The sequence below is a fragment of the Pontibacter locisalis genome, from assembly GCF_042684605.1.
GTDB lineage: Bacteria > Bacteroidota > Bacteroidia > Cytophagales > Hymenobacteraceae > Pontibacter > Pontibacter locisalis.
Map to the genome: position 1 here is coordinate 94,422 of NZ_JBHULU010000002.1, position 24,646 is coordinate 119,067.

Here is a 24,646-nt window from a genome sequence, read left to right on the forward strand (position 1 = left end):
TGCTTAAAGTAAGATAAATGGAAGAGTTGATAAGATTGGTGAGGCTTGTTCAGAACTATAACTCAAAATTGTCTCCATTAATTAATTTCCAGGACAGTGGTAATTTAGATACTAGGCTCTTTAATTTAGTTAGAGACGCTGAAGTAAAGACAGATGAAGAGGCTGCATATAAACTATATGGAGCAAAGAATCTTTCTGCAAACTACAGAATGCTTAAGTCTCGGATTAAGAAAAAGCTAATAAATCATGTTCATTTTTTAGAGCTACCTGAGAGTAAGTTTTCCCCTATTAACCTTGTAAAGGTGCAGTGTGCCTCTATGCTTTTTGAAGTTGAGAGCTTGAAATCTGTAAGTGAATTCAAACTGGCTGATAAAATACTTGATCAGGCATTAACACTTGCTAAAGAAAATGAGGTAAATGAGTACATTGTTCCAATTCTGGAGCAGAAACAGTGGATTAGCAATTCACTTTGTGATAAGAAAAAGTATTCCCAGGGGATAAAAAAGCTTGAACATTATTATGTAATAGAAAGAGCTGAGCGAGAAGCTAATAAAATTTTCTTAGATAGAACTATGAATGCGAAAGCATTCGATGGTGTTCGCTCGAAATTGCTAGACAATTTGCCAAAGGATATAACTAAGCTGGAACAGCTTTGGACTACAACCAAGTCATCCCGAATATTTCACTATTACCATTTTTTTAGCATACAGTATCAGGAGTTGCAAGGTAATTATACTGCGGTTGCAGATATTATAAGTAAAGCTGAAGAACTGGTTAAGCAGGGAGTTGTGCATACAAACTGGTTTAACTATAGATTCAACAGTTATGCAATGGTATATGCACATTTACAGACAAAGCAGTATGGAAAAGGATTACAGTTAGCAGAACAATACCTTCCTCATTTCCATGTAGGTTCAATAAACTGGTTTGCCTTCCTTGAAAATTACCTGCTTCTGGCTTTGCACTCAAAGAATTATACGCTGTTTTATCAAAAATACAGAACAGCAGTAGATTGTAATAGCATTCTGAACCTGCCGGTAGCACATTTAGAGAGATGGGAGATATTCAGACGCTACTGTTTAGTTATTTTGACATATCGAATTAAGATTGACTTTGTAGAAAAAGATTATCAAGCTGTTTCTGCTTTTTCTGTACTACCAAAAGACAAAGAAGGGTATAACATTGCGATCCTTGTGCTTGATACTTTTGAACAACTATCCAATCCTGATATTGAGGATCATGAAGCGAATGTGGAGAGACTGAGGAAGTATATATCCAAGTATCTACGCGGACCGAAGGCAGAGAGAGCAAGGCTGTTTTTAAGGTTCCTTATACTTGTTTTCAAAGAGGACTTTAATTGTCAAAAAATAAAGAGCAAAGGAAACAAAATGTTTGAAAAGCTTAGTAATACACCGCTGCCAGGCGATGCCTTCTCTGAAGTTGAAATTGTGCCTTATGAACACCTGTGGGAGCTGGTGATAGAAATTGTTGAGGAGCGTAGTAAAACCTTAGCTTAAATATGCTGTAGCAGTACAATAGGTAGTGTTATTATTTTTGCTATTTTTCACTTATGGAAAAGAACAATCCCACCACTACCCGCGCCTGGTGCTTTTATGATTGGGCAAATTCAGTTTACTCGCTGGTTATCATATCCACTATTTTCCCTATTTACTATAGCGCTGTAGCTAAGAATCCCGATGGATCTACCTGGGTTGACTTCTTTGGGTTCAGACTTGAAAGCTCAGTGTTGTTCTCTTATGCCATTTCGGGATCTTTTCTGATGATCGCGATGCTGAGTCCTTTTCTTACAGCGATTGCAGACTACAGTGGACGCAAAAAGCTGTTTTTGCAGTTATTTTGTTACCTAGGATCCTTGTCTTGTGCAGGACTCTTTTTCTTTACACGGGAGACCTTCAGCATCTCGCTTATTTTATTTGTACTTGCCTCCATAGGCTTCAGTGGTAGCATTGTGTTTTATAACGCCTACCTGCCTGAGATTGCCACCGAAGACCAATACGACAGGCTAAGCGCCAAAGGATTTTCGATGGGGTATATTGGAAGTGTGCTTCTACTGATCTTTAACCTGGCTATGATTATGCAACCGCAGTGGTTTGGTATAGCAGCAGAAAATACGTCTTTGCCACCGCGCATTGCCTTCCTTACAACAGGCATCTGGTGGCTAGGCTTTGCGCAGTATACTTTTTACCATCTGCCTGGTAATGTATACCAGCGCAAACCTAAAGGGAGTTGGATATTAAACGGATTTAGAGAGCTACAAAAGGTCTTAAACCAGGTAAAAGAACTGCCGATGCTAAAGCGTTTCCTGCTTGCCTATTTCTTTTACAATATGGGTGTTCAGACGGTAATGTACGTGGCTACCCTCTTCGGTATTGAAGAGCTAAACCTGCCAAGTGAGGCGCTTATTATTACTATCCTTATCATACAATTAGTGGCTATAGGTGGCGCATACGCTTTTGCTTTTCTATCGGGTAGGTATGGAAATATCAGGGCACTTATTGTAGCTGTCATTATCTGGATTGGCATTTGTGTGGCAGCGTATTTTGTGCGCGGAGAGTTTGATTTCTATGTACTAGCGGCAGTAGTAGGGTCCGTGATGGGTGGTATCCAATCCTTGTCCCGGTCTACGTATTCCAAGCTTATCCCGGCTACCACTTTAGATCATGCTTCTTACTTCAGTTTCTATGATGTTACAGAGAAGGTATCTATCGTACTCGGTACACTGGCTTACGGGGCAATCGCTCAAATAACAGGTTCTATGAGAAACAGTGTTTTGGCACTGGTAGTTTTCTTTGCCATAGGGTTAATTTTCCTGTTTATGGTTAGAGGACGAAGGTTGATGGAACCTCAGGTGCAGGAGCAGGAGCCGGTAAGGGTCTAAATCAAAAAGCCCGCTGAAATTTAATTCAGCGGGCTTTTTGATTTAAAATGAATGTTTTCTTACAATACTAATGGCTTATTTTTTATAAACCTGTCTGCCACCTACATAAGTCTGAAGTACCTGCGTTTCTCGCATCTCTTCTGGCTTCACTTTCATCAGGTCTCTATCTACAATGATAAAATCGGCAAATTTACCTGGTTCTATACTTCCTTTCTCGTTTTCTTCGAAGTTAGATTTAGCCGCCCAGATTGTCATGCCTCTAAGCGCATCTTCACGTATTAAGGCATTCTCCGTTTGGAACCCCTTTGCAGGCCAGTTCTTCGCATCCTGACGCGCAACAGCGGCATGGAAAGTATAGAATGGGTTAATGCTCTCTACAGGAAAATCTGAACCAAGTGGAATGTAACCGTTTTGTTCCATCAGTTCTTTAAAAGGATAAGCATGCTTGATGCGCTCATTTCCCAGCCTGTCACCAGCCCAGTACATATCAGAGGTAGCATGAGTTGGCTGAACAGATGGAATAATGCTGTACTGGCCAAACTTACTCATATCAGCCGGATTAACTATCTGGGAGTGCTCTATTCTCCAACGCTTGTCATTCTTGCCCCCAAGCACCTCTCCATAGATATCCAGTAAAAGGCGGTTTGCGGAGTCGCCGATAGCGTGTGTGTTCATCTGGAAACCATGCTCATTCAGCTCTTTTGCAATGTCACGGAACTCCTGCTCAGAGGCCAGTAAGAAGCCATAGTGCCCGTGCTTGTCAGCGTAAGGCTTTAGCAGATTAGCGCCTCTTGAGCCCAAAGCACCATCAGCATAAACCTTGAAAGAACGCACATTTAACCGATCCGTCTTATAAGGGCCGTTCTGGAAGTAATAGTCCTTATTCGTCTTGGTAGGGTTAAGCATAGCATATACGCGCATCTGCAATTCTCCCTTTTTATGCATGTCATCTATTAAGTCAACGGTTGACTTATCCAAACCGGCATCATCTACTGACGTTAATCCAACGGCAAATGTATTGGTTTCGGCATTCTTGAGTGCCTGGCGTTTTTCTGCCTCGGATGGCTCCGGTATTTTAGCGGTTACCATGTCTATGGCATTGTCGATCAGGATACCGGTCATTTTGCCGTTTTCTACCTCTACAAGACCACCAACCATTTTAGTTTGAGGAGTTACCCCAGCCAGGTCCAGCGCCTTCTGATTTGCTAATGCCGCATGTCCGTCAATGCGGGTAAGTATAACCGGCGTATCCGGGAAAAGCTGGTCCAGTGTGTCTTTAGTCGGAAACTCCTTTACTGCCCAATCGTTCTGATCCCAGCCACGACCTGTTATCCAGGCTGCTTCAGGGTACTTTTCGCGCTGCTCTACTACCTTCTGTACAACTTCTTTGAAGGACTCAGTATCTACTAATTCTGCGGACTGTAAGCCTAAGCCATAACGGAAAAAGTGTGCATGTGCATCAATAAGACCAGGATATATTGTTTTACCTTCGGCATTCAACTCCTTAGTGGCTTTGTACTTCTCACGAATCTCTTCCGAGGTACCAACAGCTATAATTTTACCGTCTTTTACAGCAAAGGCTTCAGCCTTATCAAAGCTGTTATTCACAGTGTAGACGGTGCCATTGTATACGATTAGATCTGCGGCTTCATTGCCCGATTTCATACTCGTGCAACTGCCAAGAAGTGCTCCACCAAGCAATAAAGCTGCAGCAAGGGAACGTAGGGTGTTCGTCATGATTGATTTAATTATTCGAAACGCATGTGTTTTACGGAGTCACCGGTGTCGATCAGCTCTTGAAGTGAGTCAATGCCAATGCTCAGGTGTTTCTCTACAAAATTTGTGGTAACTAACTTATCACTCTCTGATGTTTTCACTCCTTCCGGTATCATCGGGTTATCAGAAACCAGCAGTAGAGCTCCATGAGGTATTTCATTGATGAAACCAACAGTAAAGATAGTGGCTGTTTCCATATCGATACCCATGGCACGGATCTGGCGAAGATACTCTTTAAAGTCCTCGTCATGCTCCCACACACGGCGGTTTGTGGTATAAACTGTACCTGTCCAGTAGTCCATCTCATGCTTTTTGATCATGGATGACACGGCTCGCTGTAAACGGAACGATGGAAGGGCCGGAATTTCAGGTGGAAGGTAATCATCAGAAGTACCCTCGCCGCGAATAGCTGCGATTGGAAGGATAAGGTCGCCTATTTGCGTCTTCCTCTTCAGACCACCGCATTTGCCTAGGAAAAGTGCGGCTTTTGGCTTCACAGCAGAGAGCAGGTCCATTACGGTGGCAGCCATGGCACTTCCCATACCAAAATTGATAATGGTAATGTTATTGGCAGTAGCCGTTTGCATTGGCTTGTCTAAGCCTCTTATCTCTACACCGAAACGATCGGCAAACATTCTTACATAATTAACGAAGTTAGTGAGCAGAATGTACTCACCAAACTCATCGAGTGGAACGCCGGTGTACCGTGGCAACCAGTCATTTACAATTTCTTCTTTAGTCTTCATAATGGTAATTTGATAACAAGATATAAAAAATCCGCCTTGGTAGCAGTATCTACTAGGGCGGAGCATGGGAAAATGGCTAAATTGCAGTATGGATGCACTTAATTTGCCACCGTTTGATTTCAAAATTACAAAATCCGGCGCTAATTACCTGATCTTTGATGCCCTGCGTCGGAAAAATGTGGTACTGACGCCGGAAGAGTGGGTAAGGCAGCATTTTGTACATTACCTAATAGGTCATTTAAGTTATCCTAAAAGCCTGATCAGCATAGAGCGCGGCACCAGTTATAATAAGCTTCAGAAACGCACAGACCTATGTGTGTACAACAACGAAGGTAACCCTCACTTGCTGATTGAGTGTAAAGCTGCCCATGTGCCCATTACGCAGGAAGTAGTAAAGCAGGTTTCGGTGTATAACCAGACTTTACATGCAAAGTACGTTGTCATTACAAATGGCCTGCAGCATTTCTGCTGGGAAGTAGACTTTAAAACCCGACAGTTCAAGGCGCTTCAGGAGGTGCCTGTTTGGGAGGCGTAGATTTAATCATTCCAGAAATACAGTTTGTTATGTACCATCGCGTTTCGGTAATACTGAACATATGCTTTTAATTTTTGTTCAGCCTCCGGGTTTAAAGAAGGTGAAGGAGTTAAGTCAGGAAAACTGTAAACCTTTGCCTGGTCCTCCTGATCCAGCTCAACAACCTGGTCCTGCTGTACCAGGAAATAGGAGTTATTGTTGTAGAGAATAGCGTTTCCTGTTTTACCTGTGTCAAAAACAGACCTCCCGAAAGGTAATACCTTGTCTGTTTTTATGTTGAGGTAGTCTACTATAGTAGGATAAAGGTCAGCGTGCTGTACGACCTGCTTTAGATTTATGTTCTGTAGATCCTGGGTGGGGTGAAATATTATCAGCGGCACCCGATAATGGCCTAATTCGTTTTGATAAGCCGGGTCTGCGCTTTTTTGTGTATGGTCGGCTGTAATTATAAAAAGGGTATTGCTGTACCATGGCTGCTTTGAAGCAGTCTTGAAAAACTTCCGAAGGGCATGGTCAGCGTACCCAATGGATTCATGTATTTCCAGCTCTCCTTTCGGAAAGCGACCCTTGTACTTACCAGGAATGGTATAAGGGTGATGAGAGCTTAAGGTAAAGAGGGTAGCAAAAAAAGGCTTTTTATACTCTGTTAATGTACGGGATACATACTGCAGGTAAGGTTCATCAAATATTCCCCACTGGCCATCAAAATCCTTTTCCCGAAGTTCCTCAGGGTACTCATCCAAACCATAGTACTCCTGCACCCCCGCAATTTTGGAGAAGTTGTTAAACCCCATTGTGCCGTTTGCCGCGCCATGAAAGAAAGCGGTGTGATAGCCTGCATCCTGTAGTACAGTGCCCAAGCCAACTAATCTATTGGCCTGGTAAGCAGAAGTAATATAAGGCTCCTGCATAAGCGATGGTAAACCGGCTAGCACGGAGGGGAGTGCTTCAATTGATTTGCGGCCATTAGCGAAGGCATTATGAAATAAAAGCCCTTGTGTAGAAAGCGAGTCCAGGAAAGGAGTATAGCCCTTTCCATTGTTCAGCGCACCCACATATTCTGCGGAAAAACTCTCTAAAATAATGACTACCACATTTTCCTGCCTTTGTTCTTCAGTAGGATGACTAAACTTACCTGGATCGAAAGCCATGGCAGTCACCAAGCTTTGTTCATCCGGGAAGAAATGCTTTTGCTCCAGCTGTGGCTGTCCGATTCCTTTGATAAAGGTAAAGGGGCTGTTCAGCGACAAGTGCCCCAGAGAAGCAGGCTCCAGCACAAAGGCATGGTTTACGCGCAGGGGCTTTAACTGTATGCCACCCCTTATAGCCATTACTGCAAGCGCAGCGACTAAGAGCAGACGCAGAGACCGAACCATAATGTTCTTCTGTACAATTACAGGAGCGGTTTGCTTGGGGTAAATCTTGCTAAGGAGAATTAGGAATACTACAAAAGCTAAAATCAGGTACCAGTAGTACTGTGCCAGTTGGCCCAATTGATCCAGTATGTCGCCTGTGATGGTTGCTAACTCATTACTGGAACGTTTGCCAATAAATTTAAAAAACTCCACATCAACTAAAGCCAGGGCAATAAACGGAGCATTTGTAACTATAAACCACACCTTCAGAAAGCGCTGATAGGAAGGATTCAGGATATTGCCTATAGGGAAGAGCGAGAGAAGTATAAAAGGTGCATTAACGGCTGTGATGGCAGCCAGATCAAAGCGGAGACCATATACAAATGCCAGGAACGTTTGTCCTGAAGAGGCATCAGCAAAGGCACTGTAGTTAAAAATATAAAATAATAACCGTAGCAGCATGTAGAGGCACAGCATCAGGCCCAAACGGCGCAGCAACAGCTTAAAAGCACTATCGAACATTATTGTAGATGTATAAGAAGGGTGGCGAAAGTTTGTCGCCACTGTAACTCAGTCGCAAAGATACAGCTAAAACTTTGCCTAAAAGCAAAACGCCTTCCCAACATCAGCTGGGAAGGCGTTACTATGTAAAAGCTTATCGCTTACAGAACATTCTCAACTGGTACATACTCCAGGTCAAACGCTTCAGCAACACCTTTGTACACCACTTTTCCTTGAACAACGTTCAGGCCAAGTTTAAGCTCATTGCTGTCAGCGCAGGCTTTCTTCCAACCTTTGTTAGCTAACTGAATAGCGTAAGGCAAGGTAGCGTTTGTAAGGGCCAGAGTAGAAGTATAAGGAACGGCACCTGGCATGTTCGCAACACAGTAGTGAACAACATTATCAATAATGTAAGTAGGATCCTGGTGCGTAGTTGGCTTACATGTCTCGATGCAACCGCCCTGGTCAACTGCAACGTCAACCACCACAGTACCAGGACGCATCTCCTTCAGCATGTCTCTTGTGATCAGGTTCGGCGCTTTCGCTCCCGGGATAAGCACTGCACCAATGATCAGGTCGTGCGTTGGGAGTAGCTCACGAATATTGTATTCATTAGACATGAACGTGTTCACGTTAGCAGGCATAATGTCATCCAGGTAACGCAGACGCTGCAGGTTGTTGTCCATGATAGTAACATCAGCACCCATACCAGCGGCCATCTTGGCAGCATTGGTACCTACCACACCACCACCAATAATCAAAACCTTAGCCGGACGAACACCTGGCACACCTCCTAACAGGATACCGCGACCCTGCATTGGTTTCTCCAGGTATTTAGCTCCTTCCTGAATTGACATACGGCCTGCAACCTCAGACATAGGTATAAGCAACGGAAGGCTTCTGTCAGCTTTTTCCACTGTTTCATAAGCCAGGCAAACAGCCTTCTGCTTAATCATAGCGTGTGTAAGAGGCTCGTAAGAAGCAAAGTGGAAATAAGTGAATAACAACTGATCTTCTCTGATCAGGTTATACTCGGATTCGATAGGCTCCTTAACCTTGATGATCATTTCAGCGATACCGTATACTTCCTCAATGCTAGGAAGTATAGAAGCACCTGCAGCTATATAATCATCATCCATAAATCCACTACCTTCTCCGGCCGTAGACTGTACATAAACCGTATGGCCGTTACGCACAAGTTCGATTACACCTGCAGGGGTAACACCTACACGGTTTTCGTTATTCTTAATTTCCTTAGGAACACCAATTATCATGTCGTTCTTAAATATGGTATGTGTGATACTAGTTTGGTAAAGTTGCGCAAATATACCACAAGTTAATTGAAATAAAAGGTCTGCGGCAGGAAGCTTGCTAAGTGAGTGATTATGAAGAAAAAAAAGGTAAAGTCAATGCAATTTTCGGTTAGTTTAACTTATGAACGAAAGGGGGTATAAATGAAAAAAGGCAGCGATAAAATCACTGCCATTAGTACAAAATAAAACTATGAAAAAAACTATCTGAAAGGTACCGGCTGTTTGCCCTCCCTTAACATATTCTGTGTTGCCAGGCTCTCGACTACATTAGCTCTTAGTGTAAGCCTGATGTCTGGCATTATGATATCATTCGAAAGAATGTTTACTACCTCATTTTGATCCTTTAACACCATCGGAACGTACGTTAGTTCCAAAGTTGCCGTCTGTCCTGCTTTTATATTCTGCTCTGAAACCTTAAAGCTTACACAGTTGCAGGAACTCTTTACACCTTGTATTACCAATGGCTCACGTCCATTGTTTTTAACTGTGAACTTAGCCACTGCTTTTTGGCCTTTTTCAAGTTTTCCAAAGTTATACGTTGTGCTTCCAAGTGCCAAACGCGGTGACATCGCCTTTTGTTCCGGAGTGTAATTTAATTTTAAATCTTTTGGCCCAACATCTCCTTTAATGTACAAAACCTGCGTTGGCGTAGCAGCGTTCGTTGTTACAGTAATTGACTTATGAAACGGGCCCGGCCGGCCTGTGCTGTTATACATTGCCTTAATTAAGCCTGTTTTACCCGGCTGAATAGGCTCTCTGGTCCATTCTGGGGTAGTGCAGCCGCAAGATGGCTGAACAGCTGAAATAATTAAGGGCTGGTTACCCACATTTTTAACCTTAAACTCGTAAGAAGCCTGCGTGCCCTCGGCAATAGTGCCAAAATCATGTGTTTCTTTTTCGAGCTTGATCTCAGCCTGCGAAAATGCTTTATTAGCTGTAAAAGCCAGGCAAAAGATAAATAAAAAGTAAAGCTTTGTCTTCATATGCTCAAAGGAAGCGAAAAAATAATAAAAAGTTCTGTTAAATCCAGAGCAAAACAAATATACAAAAATATTTTTTCAAAATAACTGTTCCCAATATTGTGCCAAATATGTCCAAAATGGCGCTTAATTTGATTTTAGGCTAATCTTCTGTACTTTTGATCAGAAATTAGACGTGATATATACTTTTGATTTATAAAGAGAAAACATGCAAACTGTTGAAGCATCTATAACTCAGAAATTAACAACTGAAGAAATTCTGAACGACTACCGGATCGGTTGGGAAAGCCGGCATGCCAGCCTTGCCGGGCGCAAGGAGGTGTTCATGGGGAAGGCCAAATTCGGGATTTTCGGAGACGGTAAGGAAGTAGCGCAAATGGCTATGGCTAAGTTCTTCCAGAACGGAGACTTCCGTTCTGGCTATTACCGCGACCAGACGTTTATGTTCGCTATTGGCGAGCTGACACTGCAACAGTACTTCGCACAACTATATGCGCATACCGATGTGGATGCGGAGCCGTCTACAGCTGGTCGTGCTATGAACGGCCATTTTGGAACCCGGTCTTTAGATGAGGATGGCAACTGGAAAAACCTGATGGAGCAGAAAAACTCCAGTTCAGATATTTCTCCTACTGCTTCACAAATGCCGCGCCTGGTTGGCTTGGCGTATGCCTCTAAACTTTATCGCCAGAACCCAAATCTCCAAAATCTGAAAAGCTTTTCCGTAAATGGGAATGAAGTTGCCTTCGGAACTATTGGAAATGCATCAACATCAGAGGGGATGTTCTTCGAGGCGATCAATGCTGGTGGGGTGTTGCAGGTGCCTATGCTGGTGTCGGTTTGGGATGACGGGTACGGAATATCTGTGCCGGCGGAGTACCAGACTACCAAAGGAAGTATTTCTGAAATTTTAGCCGGCTTCCAACGCAATGCCGAAGGAGAGCAGGGGTATGAAATATTTAAGGTTAAAGGTTGGGACTATGCGGCTCTTTGTGAGACGTATGAGGCTGCAGTACGTGTTTGCCGTGAGCAGCACGTGCCGGTGCTGGTACACGTTGAGGAGCTCACACAGCCACAGGGGCACTCTACTTCTGGCTCACATGAGCGCTATAAATCCAAAGAGCGCCTGGAGTGGGAGGCTGATTTCGACTGTCTCAAAAAGATGCGTGAATGGATACTTGAAAGTGAGATTGCTACAGCAGAGCAGCTAGACCAGATAGAGGCAGAGGCAAAAGATGCCGTGCGTACATCACGTACCAATGCATGGAATGATTTTATCGGTTCTGTTAAAGCAGATCACGAAGAAGCCCTGCAACTGTTAGATAACATGGCAGCGGCAAGCGACCACATAACAGAGGTTGCTACCATTGCGGAAGAGTTACGCAAAACATCTACTCCTATTAGGAGTGATGCTGTTCGAGCTGTGCGTAAGGCGCTGCGTTATGTGCGTGATGAAAACAACCAGGCTAAGCGTGAGCTGGTAGGTTGGCTGGAGCAAACGCTGGGGGAGAATGCCGATCGCTTTAATTCTTATTTGTACAGCCAGTCAGAGGAATCGGCGCTGTTGGTAGAGGAGGTGAAGCCTGAGATAGATGAAAACTCTCCTGTTGTTGATGGTCGCGAGGTGTTGCAGGCATGTTTTGATGCCATGCTTTCCCGTGATCCACGCGTTTTTGCCATAGGCGAAGATGTTGGCTTCATCGGGGACGTGAACCAGGCTTTTGCCGGATTACAGGAGAAGCACGGCGAACTGCGTGTAACGGATACAGGTATTCGGGAGTGTACTATTGTCGGTCAGGGAATAGGATCCGCTTTACGCGGACTTCGCCCTATCGCTGAGATTCAGTACCTGGACTACCTGTTATATGCAATTCAGATCTTGTCTGATGATGTGGCGTGCCTGCAGTACAGAACCAAAGGTGGTCAGAAGGCTCCGCTTATCATTCGTACCCGTGGACACCGTTTAGAGGGTATCTGGCATTCCGGATCACCGATAGGTATGATCCTGCACAGTATCCGTGGTATGCATGTGCTTGTGCCGCGGGATATGACACAAGCAGCAGGATTCTACAACACCATGTTGAAGTCTGATGAGCCTGCGCTTATTATTGAATGCTTAAACGGGTATCGTTTAAAAGAGCGTATCCCGAATAACATTGCAGAGTTTACGGTGCCTTTAGGAAAGCCGGAGGTTCTGAAGCAGGGTACAGATATTACAGTGGTAACCTACGGCTCTATGTGCCGCATTGTAATGGAGGCTGCCAAACAGCTGGAAGAGTTTGGCGTGTCAGTAGAGGTGATAGATGTGCAGACGCTACTGCCGTTTGATATTGACCATACGATCACAGATTCCATCCGTAAAACAAACCGTGTGTTGTTTGCTGATGAGGACGTGCCAGGTGGCGCCACAGCTTACATGATGCAGCAGGTAGTGGATGAGCAGGGCGCCTGGAGATGGCTTGATTCCAAACCGCAGTGCCTTTCAGCACATGCCCACCGTCCGCCATACTCATCAGACGGGGATTATTTCTCCAAGCCAAATGCTGAAGATGTGTTTGAGGCTGTTTATGACATCATGCACGAAGCAGATCCGGAGGCCTATCCAACGATTTATTAGACTCAACTATAGATAGTAAGTCCTAAAACAAATTCCCTGATAGCTTTCTCTACCGGGGAATTTGTTTTTTGTTTAAGTAAGTTTAATTAAAGTTGAGCTTGATTGGTGTTGTTTCTACAATGTTACTTCTGTTAGGCACAGGAGTGTCTCGATCGTAAATGTAAATCTGAAACTTTAGTATATCTCCTGTATTAAAGAATTCTGAAGTAATACCTGTTAAGGTATATTTGATTTCCCCTTCCAGTGGTTCTACCCGGTCATCTGTGGTTAATCTCTGAAAGCGCCCGCTAAAGTCAAAGCCCTGCACCGGAAACTCATACCTTACAAAAGCGGAATCAGTGGGATTACCCGGTACTGGCTTCTTGATGTACAGGTCAGTTACAAAATTATTTTCATAGGGAGAGCCGGGGTTGAAAGGAGCCTGACTATCAGGGTCAGTAGTGCCTGGTTCAAAGTCCAGGGGGTTTAGTCCAAGGTTGCCATCACCATCCTGAAAACCTACTACCATGGTTATAAGAGCAGTTGTGATGCCCGTTTCAGTTCCCTGATCATTTGTTTCTTTTCTGTAATCGACATCCACCCTCTTAAAGTTGATTTCAGGCTCATCAGGGTAATTCGGCTCTTCGCGGCATGAGCCCAGCACTGCCATCAAAGAAAGCAATGCCAGATTATACTTTAGCAGATATTTCATGTATGATTTTCGGAAAATGAAGCTAAATTTACTAAAACAAACGCTGAGAGTACAGGATTTGTTGTAAATTCTTTAGATGAACTTTAAAGCTCAATTCGTCCATAAACTTCACCAGGCAACAGAGATAAGTTTCTCTGAACTCGCCATGGAGTTGTATCATTACCAGGCAGAACACAACCCTGTTTACAAACTGTACCTTCAAAACCTGGGAGTAGCTACTCAGGGGGTAAAGGAGTTAACAGAAATCCCTTTCCTTCCTATTGAGTTTTTCAAAACGCATGAAGTTAAAACTGATTCTTTTGAGGCTGAAGTAGTTTTCTTAAGTAGCGGAACAACAAAACAAAACAGAAGCAAGCACCTGCTGTCAAACCTTGGGTGGTACACGCACAACACTAAGCTGATTTTTGAGCACTTCTATGGTCCGCTGCAGGATTACGTGGTGCTGGCGCTGCTTCCTTCTTACCTGGAGCAGGGTGGTTCGTCGCTGGTGGCGATGGTAGATTACTTCATAAAGCAAACAGGGCAGCAGGAGCAGGGGTTTTACCTTCACGAGCATAACAGGCTGCTGGAAACCCTTAAACTGGCGAGGGCGCGCGGGAAAAAAGTTCTACTGATTGGAGTATCTTATGCTCTTCTTGATTGGGCGCATAAATTACAAGGGCAGGAAGATTTCAGCCAGGTAATTATTATGGAAACCGGAGGTATGAAAGGGCGCCACCGGGAAATGATACGGGAGGAGTTGCACGCGCACCTCAAGCAGGGCTTTAGTGTAACTGCCATCCACTCAGAATATGGTATGACAGAACTTCTCTCACAAGGCTACTCCAAAGGCGAAGGAATTTTCTGGCCAGGTTATTCCATGCGTATCCTTCTCCGCGACCTCAACGATCCCTTCGATATTGGTCCTGGCCACCGCTCCGGTGGCATTAATGTTATTGACCTGGCAAACGTTGACTCCTGTGCCTTTGTTGAAACAAAAGATATAGGCCGTATGCATGAAGACGGCAGCTTTGAAGTGCTGGGGCGCTTCGACAATTCCGACATTCGGGGCTGTAATTTACTAATCTCTTAATATCCTTCTTCCGCATCTCCCGTTAAACCTGCCATGGGTTATATTGTTTTTTTTGTAATAGTGGCAGGCGTAGTCCTGCTTTTTTATAGATGGGCCACCAGGAAGGGGCGCAGAAGAAAGGAAGTACTGGCGCAGGAATTTCCGGCAGAGTGGCGAAAGATTCTGAATGATCGTGTAGGCTTTTACCATACTTTAAAAACAGAGGAGGATAAACAGCGGTTTGAGAAGATGCTGCAGCTCTTCTTGTCGGAAAAGCGCATTACTGGTATTGATGTTGAGATTGATGACACAACAAAAATATTGGTAGCCTCCAGTGCCATTATACCAATCTTCGGCTTTCGCGACTGGGAATATCCTAACCTGGGAGAGGTGCTTGTTTTCCCCGGCAGCATAAAGAAGTACCAGGACAAAGACAGTGAGGCTGTAGCAGAGATCCTCGGGCGTGTCAACCCTTTCCAGAACGACCATTACGTTACTTTGTCTAAGCCTGCTTTGGAGCGAGGGTTCAATGACATGGCCGATAGGAAGAATGTCGGTATTCATGAGTTTGCCCATATGCTGGACCAGGCCGACGGGGCGATAGATGGAACACCTGCTGCCTATCTGCCTGATGATCTTATACAGCCCTGGCAGGAACTGATGTACCGAAAGATCAAGAAGATAAAAGCAGGTGATTCGGATATCAACAGCTACGGGGCTACCAGCGAAGCAGAATTTTTTGCAGTGGTTACAGAGTACTTTTTTGAGCGGCCCGGGCAATTGGCTGAAAAGCACCCTACTTTATACAGATTACTAACAAAGGTGTTTGTGCAGAACCCTAAGGGGCGCTTCCGTTTAAACTTCAAAGAACTTCTGAACCCGTATGGCAAGCGGGTAGGCAGGAATGAACCATGCCCCTGTGGCAGCGGAGAAAAGTATAAAAAATGCTGCATGCTGAAAAAGAAGGCCTAATTACAAGAGAGCCCCTGCCATATATAACTGCAGGGGCTCTCTTGTACTTAGGAAAGGCTCTTAAGACACAACAGGTCTTGCATAAGCTTTTGCGTCTTCAAGCGATATCTCAGGTCCGCTCATGATAACCAGGCGCTCCACTACATTTCGCAGTTCACGTACATTGCCACGCCAGTCAAGCCCCTGGAGATACTCTAAAGCATCCTGACTGATAGTTTTAGGCTTGTTGCCATAGTCGTTGGCAATGTCGTTCAGGAATTTGCTTACCAGGTCCGGTATGTCTTCCCTGCGCTCGTTAAGTGGCGGCACGTGGATCAGGATCACACCCAGGCGGTGGTACAAGTCTTCCCGGAACGTTTTGGCTTCGATCTCCTCCAGCAGGTTCTTGTTTGTGGCTGCCAATACACGCACATCCACCTGAATGTCCTTGTCGCCACCTACGCGGGTGATCTTATGCTCCTGCAGGGCACGCAACACCTTGGCCTGGGCAGATAAACTCATGTCACCAACCTCGTCCAGAAAGAGTGTACCGCCATTAGCCTGTTCAAATTTACCAATTCGTTGCTTTACAGCGGAGGTAAAGGAGCCTTTCTCATGGCCAAACAGTTCACTTTCGATCAATTCACTTGGGATAGCAGCACAGTTTACCTCGATCAAAGGTCCATGGCTTCGGTTGCTATGTTCATGAATCGCGCGTGCTACCAGTTCCTTACCAGAGCCATTAGGGCCTGTTATAAGAACCCTTGCATCGGTAGGTGCAACTTTCTCAATGGCCTGTTTTACCCGGCTCAGTGCAGGCGAAGAACCCACCATTTCATAGGTCTTGGAAATCTTCTTCTTCAGGATCTTCGTCTCTGTCACCAGCACAGATTTATCCAGTGCATTTCGAACAGTAACCAGCAGGCGGTTCAGGTCTGGTGGTTTTTGCAGGAAATCGTAAGCACCTTTTTTAGTGGCCTCTACGGCTGTATCTATCGTTCCGTGGGCAGAAATCATGATGAAGGGAGTATCTGGGGTCATCTCCATCGCCTTCTCCAGTACCTCAATGCCGTCCATGCCGGGCATTTTGATGTCGCAGAGCACCACATCATACTTGGTTTTTCCAAGTAGATCAAGCCCCTTTTCTCCATCCTCGGCCTCATCTACATTGTAGTTCTCAAACTCCAGGATTTCTTTTAGTGTGCTTCGAATAGCACGCTCATCATCTATAATCAGAATTTTGGGCATCTTTTCTTTTTAATATCTGGCTAAGTATAGGAAATAAACAGCCAACAATCAAGAAGACTGCTGGCTATAGATCAGATTCACTTTTAACTGATTTGTGGTATACGAGGTTACAACAGCTTTGCTTCCTTGTTTTCGGGCACTACGGAACAGAAGACACTGTTTACCTTGTTTCTTTTTTACCTAACTTTGCAAGTTCTGCACAGATTTGAATTTTTGAAGGCAGAGAAAAGTTTTGCAAATATACATATAGGTCAGCCTGCAAAGGCAGGGCCGCATTCACAAAGGTTTGGAAGAGACTAAAGCTTATAAAACCGCCTCTATTCTTACAGTGCCCAAAGATGGAAGCGAATTGCCCCTGATGGAGGCTTTTTATACTATTCAGGGAGAAGGGGCTAATACCGGAACCGCTGCATACTTTATCAGGCTGGGCGGCTGCGATGTAGGGTGCCACTGGTGTGACGTGAAAGAAAGCTGGGATGCGGAACAGCACCCGCTTACTTCTGTTGAAGAAATTGTAAATACAGCTTCTGAATTTCCTGGTAAGGCTGTTGTTGTAACAGGGGGAGAGCCTCTGCTTTATAACCTGAACCCACTTACTTCCCAGCTGCAGGAGCAGGGTATCAAAACCTACATTGAAACTTCCGGGGCTTATCCTTTAAGTGGCTTCTGGGATTGGATCTGTCTGTCGCCGAAAAAGTTTAAGGCACCTGATGCATCTGTTTATCCTTTTGCACATGAGCTGAAAGTGATTATATTTAACAAAAGTGATTTTAAGTGGGCAGAGGAGCACGCGGCAAAAGTAGGGGAGCATTGCAACCTATACCTGCAGCCGGAATGGAGCAAAGCCAACGAAATTACGCCACTTATAGTAGAATACGTCAAAACCAATCCGAAATGGCGTGTGTCTTTGCAGACACACAAGTACATGGATATCCCTTAACAAACTTATGATCAGAAAACTGCTTTCCACTTTATGCATCACACTTTGCCTTGCTACTGCAGCCCTGGCACAGAACCAGAAATTAACAACCACTAACGCTAAAGCGGAAAAATTATACCATAAAGCGAATGATTATGCGCGGGCCCGTGATTTTGATCGTGCTTTAGATGCCTTGGCGGAAGCAGTAAAAAGAGACCCTAACTTTGCAGAGGCATATTTGCGCGCTGCCAACCTGTTTAAAATGATGGGTAATAAGTCTGCTTCTTTTGGGAATCTTAAGAAGGGCCTGGAGCTTATGCCATTCAACCCGGCTTATGCCAATTACTACTTTGATTTGGCAGATCTTTATATGGGAGAAGGGGAGTATGAAGCTGCGAAAAGTAACTTTGAGCTTTACCTGAAGGCAAACCCAAAGAATGCGAAGCTGGTTGATTGGGCCAGAAACCAGATAAAAACTGCTGACTACGCTCTGGAAGCTATTAAAAATCCGGTTAACTTCGATCCGGTACAGATGTCGGGGACTATTAACAAATTCGGCTTACAGTATTTTCCATACACTACAGCTGACCAGCGTCACTTTATCTATACAGCCCGCATTGGCACACGCCCGGATCACGACGAGAATATCTTTCTTACAGAGATGAAAGGGGGCGAATGGACCGTTCCTGTTTCTATTTCTGATAATATCAATACAGCGGCAAATGAAGGGGCTGCCACTATCTCCGGTGACGGTAAGACACTTGTGTTTACTTCCTGTAACCGACCTGATGGTATAGGCGACTGCGACCTTTACATCTCGTTCAGAACAGGCGATGAGTGGAGCAAACCTAAGAATATGGGTACTGCGGTAAATTCCAAAGCGTGGGATTCGCAGCCAAGTTTATCCGCTGACGGCCGTACTATCTATTTCAGTTCTAACCGTGGGGGTGGCGTTGGTAAAGAGGATCTGTGGGTAACCCATCAGCAGGATAACGGCAACTGGACAAAGCCGCTTAACATGGGTAAAACCATCAACACTACTGGTCGCGACATGGCACCCTCTGTTCATATGAGTGGCTCTACGCTGTACTTCGTGAGCGATGGGCGGTTAGGTCTGGGTGGGTTGGATGTGTATAAATCTGTGCTGGATAACAACTCCAGGTGGAGTGAACCTCAGAATTTGGGCTACCCGCTCAACACCTCAGCCGATGAAGGATCTCTCTTCATTACTCCTGATAACGAAACAGGCTATTATTCCAGGCAGGTAACCACAGACGCCGGTACTCCTTCTATTCAGTTATTCCGATTTAAGGTGCCGAAAGAGGCGCGCAGCCGGGACAACAGTACCTATGCTCAGGGCCGGGTATACGATGCTGTTACGAAAAAGCCAATCGCAGCACAGGTGCAGCTTTATAATGTGCAGGCAGACTCATTGGTGCAGCAGGTAAACTCAGATAAAGTTTCAGGAGAATATACTGTCGTTTTAACCGAGGGTAAGCCCTATGCCTTATACGTTGGCGCACCGGGCTACATGATGAACAGCCTTCGTTTTGATTATACTTCTCCAAAGAATTTAAGCCCTGTGGCATTAGATGTGTACCTGGAGCCAATAAAAGCAGGTGTGGCAGTGGTTTTAAATAACCTGTTCTTTGATACGGGGAAGTATGAACTTGAAAAGGAGTCTAAAACGGAACTGAATAAACTCATCAAGTTCATGCAGCAGAATGAAAAGGTGAAGATTGAGATTGCCGGTCACACAGACGATGTAGGGGCAGATAAGGATAACCAGGTGCTGTCTGAGAAGCGTGCCAAGTCTGTAGTGGATTATCTTGGAAGCCACGGTATCAGCAAAGATCGTATCCGCTACAAAGGCTACGGCGAAACGAAACCTGTAAAGCCTAACACGTCAGATGAAAATCGCCAGTTTAACCGTCGTATTGAGATGAAAGTCCTTTAGAAGAAATCAATTGTGAAAAAAAGCGCTACGGCAAATGAATTGCTGTAGCGCTTTTTGTTTGAAATGTATCAAACGTATGAATTAATCAGGCACATAAAACAAGAAAGGCTGATCTTAGGATCAGCCTTTCTTGTTTTATGTGTTCGAAAGCAGAACTATTATCTTTCCTGTAAAGGAACGTAGTTACGCTCTGTTGCTCCTGTATAGATCTGACGCGGACGGCCAATAGGCTCTTTATTCTCGCGCATTTCTTTCCACTGAGCGATCCATCCTGGTAGGCGACCCATGGCAAACATCACAGTAAACATATCAGTTGGAATTCCGATTGCACGGTAGATAATGCCAGAGTAGAAGTCTACGTTAGGGTATAGCTTACGCTCTACGAAGTAAGGATCATTCAGAGCAGCATCTTCAAGTTCTTTTGCAATATCCAGGATAGGATCCTGCACACCTAGTGCGGCCAGAACTTCGTCAGCTGATTTTTTGATGATTGTAGCACGTGGGTCGAAGTTTTTGTACACACGGTGTCCGAAGCCCATCAGGCGGAAAGGATCATCTTTATCTTTTGCTTTCGCAATATACTTCTTAGAGTCTCCCCCATCCGCTTTGATAGCTTCCAGCATCTCAATTACAGCCTGGTTAGCACCACCGTGCAGTGGACCCCAAAGGGCGCCCACACCAGCTGACACAGAAGAGTATAAGCTTGCATTTGCTGAACCTACTAAACGCACAGTAGAAGTAGAGCAGTTTTGCTCGTGATCAGCGTGCAGGATAAGTAGTTTGTTAAGAGCATCTACTACGACAGGGTTTACCTCATAATCCTCAGTTGGGAAGGCAAACATCATGTGCAGGAAGTTTGCTACATAATCAAGGTTGTTCTTAGGGTAATTAACCGGATGGCCTACAGAGTTTTTGTATGACCAGGCAGCAATAGTAGAGATTTTAGCGATCAATCGAATAATAGACAGATCAACCTCCTCTTTCTGCTGATTCGGATTGAGAGACTCAGGGTAGAAAGCAGTAAGTGAACTTACCAGCGCAGACAGAACTCCCATTGGGTGAGCGGTTGATGGGAAACCATCAAATATCTTGCGCATGTCTTCGTGTACCAGCGTGTGGTTCTTGATCTTGTTGCTGAAATCGCTTAATTCCTGCTCTGACGGAAGAGAACCATAGACAAGAAGGTAAGCAACCTCAATAAAGCTTGATTTCTCTGCTAGTTGTTCTATCGGATAGCCTCTGTAGCGGAGTATTCCCAGCTCTCCATCCAGAAAAGTGATGGCACTAGTGGTAGCACCAGTATTTTTGTAACCTGAATCCAGTGTGATGTAGCCTGTTTCAGCACGAAGAGAAGAAATGTCTATAGCTCTTTCATTCTCAGTGCCCTCCACAATAGGCATTTGGTAAGATTTACCGTCTAAAATTATTTCAGCAAATTCTGACATGTGATTTTTGGTTTATGTCCGTAGTTGTGTCTCTTAGGAAGCGAAATTATGGAATATTTGTATAAAAAGAAAAAAGACCCTTCTATAATATTCCAGTTTCACAATGTTTTAATGTTGCACTTTTGATTAACCTCCTTAATAAACGTTTTTTCCGGAAAATGTTTTATCAAAGCAATTTATTTTGCTGTTATCCCTTCACAAAACAAATTGTGGCCTTTACCCCTTTTCTTGTAATCCAGCCCAAAGGACTAGCTTTCTCTCTAACGCCTTTTCTGTTCCCGAGGTGGTATTTTCTCCTTTTATTCATCCGGTAAAATTTACAACTGTCCGAAAACGAACGCAGAACTGTCCATAAACAGACAAAGCTGTAGGTTGTGCCATACCTTAAATGTTGTGTAAAATGTTGGTAATTAAAGGTTTGGGGTATTGGCATGCAAGTTGGTAAGCGCTAGATGAAGCTCTGCAGTCATATTGAAACAAAAAATATTACACCCATAACATTTTGCGCATTAGTACAATCTAAAACTTTATGAAAAAACTATTACTACCACTTCTGCTGCTCTCTTTTAACACGCTTTTTGCACAGCAGAACTCCATCTCTGGCCAGGTGCTGGATGGGGAGAAAAAAGCCATTGAATTTGCCAATGTTTTACTTGTTAAAGCTGTTGACTCCTCTCTTGTAAAAGGAATGCTAACAGAGAGTGGCGGAAAATACTTTTTCGAGGGTGTGCCCGCAGGTAACTATAAAATCATTGCAAGTATGGTGGGGTTGGGCAAGGCAGCCAGCAATGAGGTTAAGATAACCGGAAACAATGAAAATGTTACCGTGCCACCTGTCGTCATACAGCAGGAGGCAACTAACCTGAAAGAAGTAGTGATTGAAGGGCAACGCCCGCTTATTGAGCAGCAGTTTGATAAGACGGTGATGAACGTTGACAACAGCATTGTATCGGCAGGTAACACAGCGTTGGAAGTGCTGGAGAAAGCCCCCGGTATTGTTGTGGATCAGAATGATAACATCAGCATGCGTGGCCGCAGTGGAGTGATGGTTATGATCGACGGGAAGCAAGTGCAGATGTCAGGTACAGAACTGGCCAATATTCTGCGCGGACTGTCAGCCAACTCCGTTGACAAAATTGAACTGATCACTAATCCATCCTCTAAGTATGATGCTGCCGGTAATGCGGGTATCATTAATATCAAACTGAAGCGGGATAAAAGCTTAGGGACAAATGGCACTTACACTGCTTCTTTTGGGCAGGGTAGGTTTGCTAAGGCAGATCAGGGTATACAGCTTAACCACCGTACTAAAAAGCTAAACGTATTTGGTGGGTATAACTACTCCTATCGCAAGAGTTTCACGGAGCTTGATATCTACCGTGAGTTCTTTAAGAGTGGTGAATATGTGGGGGCTTACGATCAGCAGAATGTTTTTAACTTCACCAGTAACTACCATACAGCGCGCATCGGCCTGGACTATTTCGTTTCGCCTAAAACAGTGGTAGGGTTAGTTGCTAATGGATTTGTCTCTAACCTGGATCGGGATAACTCCAATCAATCTTATGTTCTGAATGGAGTAAGACAGCGGGAATTTGTTTTTTTGACGGAAGCACTTGCTGAACATTACAGAGACAACAAGGCTGTTAACTTTAACATTAAGCATACCCTGGATACCCTGGGACGCGAGATAACTGGTGACATAGACTATGTTACCTACACCAACGGTGATATACAGAACTTTAGCACGAGTTACTACAACTTACAAAATGAACTGATCAGGGGGCCTGAGCTTCTTTATGGAGAACTGGATGGAAACCTTGATATCAAGTCAGCGAAAATTGATTATGTGCAGCCACTTCGTTCCATTGGTGCTAATCTGGAGGCAGGCGTTAAAAGCAGTCTGGTAAACGCTGACAATAATCTTGAGTTTTATGACCGCACGAATGGTGGAAATGTGCTGGATGAGGGCAAGAGCAACCATTTTATTTACGAGGAGAATATAAACGCGGCCTATTTGAACACTTCAAAGAAATGGGATCAGGTGAGCCTGCAGTTAGGACTTCGTTTTGAGAACACCATAGCCAAAGGGGAGCAGCTTTCTGACGGACAGGAATTTGACCGAAATTATTCTCAACTTTTTCCAAGCGCTTTTGTAGGGTACAACTTAAGTAAGAAGCATGAACTGGGGGTGTCCCTTAGTCGCCGCATCAACAGGCCTTCCTATAATCAGCTGAACCCCTTTAAGTTTTTCCTGGATCCAAGTACTTATTCAGCGAGCAATCCTTTCCTGAAGCCTGAGCTTTCTTACTCTTTCGAGCTGACGCATACTTTTGACAAAAGGTTTGTGACAAAACTTAGCTACAGCCATACTTCGGATGTAATGATACAGGTGCTTTCGCCTGACCCTTCGCAGGACAAGCTCGTGGTGCAGACTTTCCGGAACTTAGCTAAGCTGGATTATTATGGTATGACCATGACTGTTCCATTCTCTGTAGGCAACTGGCTGAACAGTATAAATAATGGTACTTTCTACTATGGCCTTTATCGGGGAAATCTGGTTGATACAAACCTTAGCAGTGGAAGACCTTCTTTTTCACTTAACTCCAACAATACCATTACCCTTACCAATGGCTGGTCTGCAGAAGTGGTGGGTGTGTACAGATCAAGAGAGATTTACGGATTCCTGGATATAGAGCCTATCTGGTTCCTGTCAGGTGGTGTTCAAAAACAGTTGTGGGATAAGAAAGCCAACATAAAACTGAATGTCACCGACCCGTTCTATACAAACAAAGTGAGAGCCACTACCGTGCTTACTGGCTACTCAGAAAATTTCTTTCAACGTCGCGAGTCCAGAGTGGTAACCCTGAGCTTCACCTATAGGTTCGGGCACTCACAAGTAGCACCTTCACGTCGTCGTACGGGTGGGGCAGAGGATGAAAAGAGACGGGCAAATTAATACTTCTTATTCCTATGTAAGCAGAGAAGGACCACTGGATCAGTGGTCCTTCTCTGCTTACATAGCTACACCTGTTGAATAGATACTTCTGATACATAAATTTTGTATCCTTGTAAAATGGATCAGCAAATAATGGATAAACCACTTACCGTAGTTGTCGCATCTAAGAACCCGGTAAAAGTAAGTGCTGCTGCTGAGGGGCTGCAGCGCATGTTCCCAAACCTGCATTTCACTGTTAAACCCATCTCAGTGCCTTCCGGTGTGTCTGACCAACCAATGACAGACAAGGAAACCATGCAGGGGGCTTTGAACAGGGTAAACAATGCCTTTGAAGCTCATCCGGATGCTGACTATTGGGTTGGTTTGGAAGGTGGTGTGGAATCCTTGCAAGGGGAATTAGCTGCGTTTGCATGGATTGTAGTGCGTAACCAGAGTATGGTGGGAAAGGCGCGTTCCGGTGCTTTTTTTCTTCCTCGTGCGGTTCGTGAGCTTGTAGAGCAGGGGATAGAACTTGGTACTGCCGACGATATGATATTTAGCCGGAACAATTCCAAGCAAGCTGGTGGTGCCATCGGTATCCTGACAGACAATGTTTTGGATAGAAAAGAGCTTTACGAGCAGGCAGTTGTGCTTGCACTCGTCCCTTTCAAAAATGAAGCTTTGTATTGCCAGGCCTCACAGTAGGTGGATTGAGTAGATGTAAGCC

The 24,646-nt window shown here is 44.5% G+C and carries 18 protein-coding genes; 10 read left to right on the top strand and 8 right to left on the bottom strand.

Features of this window, described 5'->3' with window-relative positions:
* The first annotated feature begins 17 nt into the window (after positions 1–17).
* Entirely contained in the window at positions 18–1,517 is a 1,500-nt protein-coding gene (locus ACFSRY_RS01490; RefSeq protein ID WP_377502701.1) for a hypothetical protein, read from the top strand.
* A 53-nt stretch (positions 1,518–1,570) separates the two neighbouring features.
* Positions 1,571–2,899 carry an MFS transporter gene (locus ACFSRY_RS01495; protein ID WP_377502703.1) on the top strand — a complete coding sequence of 443 codons (1,329 nt, stop codon included), beginning with the start codon at positions 1,571–1,573 and terminating at the stop codon, positions 2,897–2,899.
* Positions 2,900–2,974: 75 nt separating this feature from the next.
* On the opposite strand, the gene ACFSRY_RS01500 is transcribed toward ACFSRY_RS01495, so the two are convergent.
* Together ACFSRY_RS01500 and ACFSRY_RS01505 are read right to left on the bottom strand one after the other, a co-directional pair.
* Positions 2,975–4,636 (bottom strand): amidohydrolase, encoded by a 1,662-nt coding sequence (locus ACFSRY_RS01500; protein WP_377502705.1) that lies wholly within the window; start codon positions 4,634–4,636, stop codon positions 2,975–2,977.
* Between the two features lie 11 nt (positions 4,637–4,647).
* Positions 4,648–5,421: an AMP nucleosidase gene (locus tag ACFSRY_RS01505; protein ID WP_377502707.1), complete on the bottom strand. Its 774-nt coding sequence runs from the start codon at positions 5,419–5,421 to the stop codon at positions 4,648–4,650.
* Between the two features lie 88 nt (positions 5,422–5,509).
* Here ACFSRY_RS01505 and ACFSRY_RS01510 point away from each other — a divergent pair, with 88 nt between their 5' ends.
* The gene (locus tag ACFSRY_RS01510) at positions 5,510–5,956 is read left to right on the top strand and encodes a type I restriction enzyme HsdR N-terminal domain-containing protein (protein ID WP_377502709.1); all 447 of its coding nucleotides are present in this window, start codon (positions 5,510–5,512) and stop codon (positions 5,954–5,956) included.
* Between the two features lie 2 nt (positions 5,957–5,958).
* Here the strand turns inward: ACFSRY_RS01510 and ACFSRY_RS01515 are convergent, their stop codons facing one another.
* The 3 genes from ACFSRY_RS01515 to ACFSRY_RS01525 all read right to left on the bottom strand — a co-directional run bounded on the left by ACFSRY_RS01515 (position 5,959) and on the right by ACFSRY_RS01525 (position 10,108).
* The gene (locus tag ACFSRY_RS01515; protein ID WP_377502711.1) at positions 5,959–7,875 is read right to left on the bottom strand and encodes an LTA synthase family protein; all 1,917 of its coding nucleotides are present in this window, start codon (positions 7,873–7,875) and stop codon (positions 5,959–5,961) included.
* Positions 7,876–7,973: 98 nt separating this feature from the next.
* On the bottom strand, positions 7,974–9,086 hold the full coding sequence (gene ald / locus ACFSRY_RS01520) for an alanine dehydrogenase (protein ID WP_377502713.1): 1,113 nt from the start codon (positions 9,084–9,086) through the stop codon (positions 7,974–7,976).
* A gap of 239 nt (positions 9,087–9,325) precedes the next feature.
* Positions 9,326–10,108, bottom strand: coding sequence for a DUF1573 domain-containing protein (locus ACFSRY_RS01525; protein ID WP_377502715.1), 783 nt, complete (start codon positions 10,106–10,108; stop codon positions 9,326–9,328).
* 205 nt (positions 10,109–10,313) lie between these two features.
* Between ACFSRY_RS01525 and ACFSRY_RS01530 the strand changes: the two genes are divergently transcribed.
* Positions 10,314–12,722, top strand: coding sequence for an alpha-ketoacid dehydrogenase subunit alpha/beta (locus ACFSRY_RS01530; RefSeq protein ID WP_377502718.1), 2,409 nt, complete (start codon positions 10,314–10,316; stop codon positions 12,720–12,722).
* Between the two features lie 82 nt (positions 12,723–12,804).
* On the opposite strand, the gene ACFSRY_RS01535 is transcribed toward ACFSRY_RS01530, so the two are convergent.
* The gene (locus ACFSRY_RS01535; RefSeq protein WP_377502720.1) at positions 12,805–13,413 is read right to left on the bottom strand and encodes a hypothetical protein; all 609 of its coding nucleotides are present in this window, start codon (positions 13,411–13,413) and stop codon (positions 12,805–12,807) included.
* A 76-nt stretch (positions 13,414–13,489) separates the two neighbouring features.
* Here ACFSRY_RS01535 and ACFSRY_RS01540 point away from each other — a divergent pair, with 76 nt between their 5' ends.
* Both ACFSRY_RS01540 and ACFSRY_RS01545 read left to right on the top strand, forming a co-directional pair.
* Positions 13,490–14,485, top strand: a complete 996-nt coding sequence (locus tag ACFSRY_RS01540; protein ID WP_377502722.1) for an acyl transferase — start codon at positions 13,490–13,492, stop codon at positions 14,483–14,485.
* Positions 14,486–14,518: 33 nt separating this feature from the next.
* Positions 14,519–15,436 carry a zinc-dependent peptidase gene (locus ACFSRY_RS01545; RefSeq protein WP_377502725.1) on the top strand — a complete coding sequence of 306 codons (918 nt, stop codon included), beginning with the start codon at positions 14,519–14,521 and terminating at the stop codon, positions 15,434–15,436.
* Positions 15,437–15,496: 60 nt separating this feature from the next.
* Here ACFSRY_RS01545 and ACFSRY_RS01550 read toward each other — a convergent pair whose 3' ends face one another.
* The gene (locus ACFSRY_RS01550; RefSeq protein WP_377502727.1) at positions 15,497–16,663 is read right to left on the bottom strand and encodes a sigma-54-dependent transcriptional regulator; all 1,167 of its coding nucleotides are present in this window, start codon (positions 16,661–16,663) and stop codon (positions 15,497–15,499) included.
* 286 nt (positions 16,664–16,949) lie between these two features.
* On the opposite strand from ACFSRY_RS01550, the gene ACFSRY_RS01555 reads away from it, so the two are divergent.
* Complete coding sequence (locus tag ACFSRY_RS01555) at positions 16,950–17,603, top strand: 7-carboxy-7-deazaguanine synthase QueE (RefSeq protein WP_377502730.1); 654 nt, start codon at positions 16,950–16,952, stop codon at positions 17,601–17,603.
* 7 nt (positions 17,604–17,610) lie between these two features.
* Positions 17,611–19,539, top strand: coding sequence for an OmpA family protein (locus ACFSRY_RS01560; RefSeq protein ID WP_377502732.1), 1,929 nt, complete (start codon positions 17,611–17,613; stop codon positions 19,537–19,539).
* A gap of 158 nt (positions 19,540–19,697) precedes the next feature.
* On the opposite strand, the gene ACFSRY_RS01565 is transcribed toward ACFSRY_RS01560, so the two are convergent.
* The gene (locus ACFSRY_RS01565) at positions 19,698–20,984 is read right to left on the bottom strand and encodes a citrate synthase (RefSeq protein ID WP_377502734.1); all 1,287 of its coding nucleotides are present in this window, start codon (positions 20,982–20,984) and stop codon (positions 19,698–19,700) included.
* 529 nt (positions 20,985–21,513) lie between these two features.
* Between ACFSRY_RS01565 and ACFSRY_RS01570 the strand changes: the two genes are divergently transcribed.
* Positions 21,514–23,940, top strand: a complete 2,427-nt coding sequence (locus ACFSRY_RS01570) for a TonB-dependent receptor domain-containing protein (RefSeq protein ID WP_377502737.1) — start codon at positions 21,514–21,516, stop codon at positions 23,938–23,940.
* 117 nt (positions 23,941–24,057) lie between these two features.
* The gene (gene yjjX, locus ACFSRY_RS01575) at positions 24,058–24,624 is read left to right on the top strand and encodes an inosine/xanthosine triphosphatase (RefSeq protein WP_377502739.1); all 567 of its coding nucleotides are present in this window, start codon (positions 24,058–24,060) and stop codon (positions 24,622–24,624) included.
* The last annotated feature ends 22 nt before the right edge of the window (positions 24,625–24,646 follow it).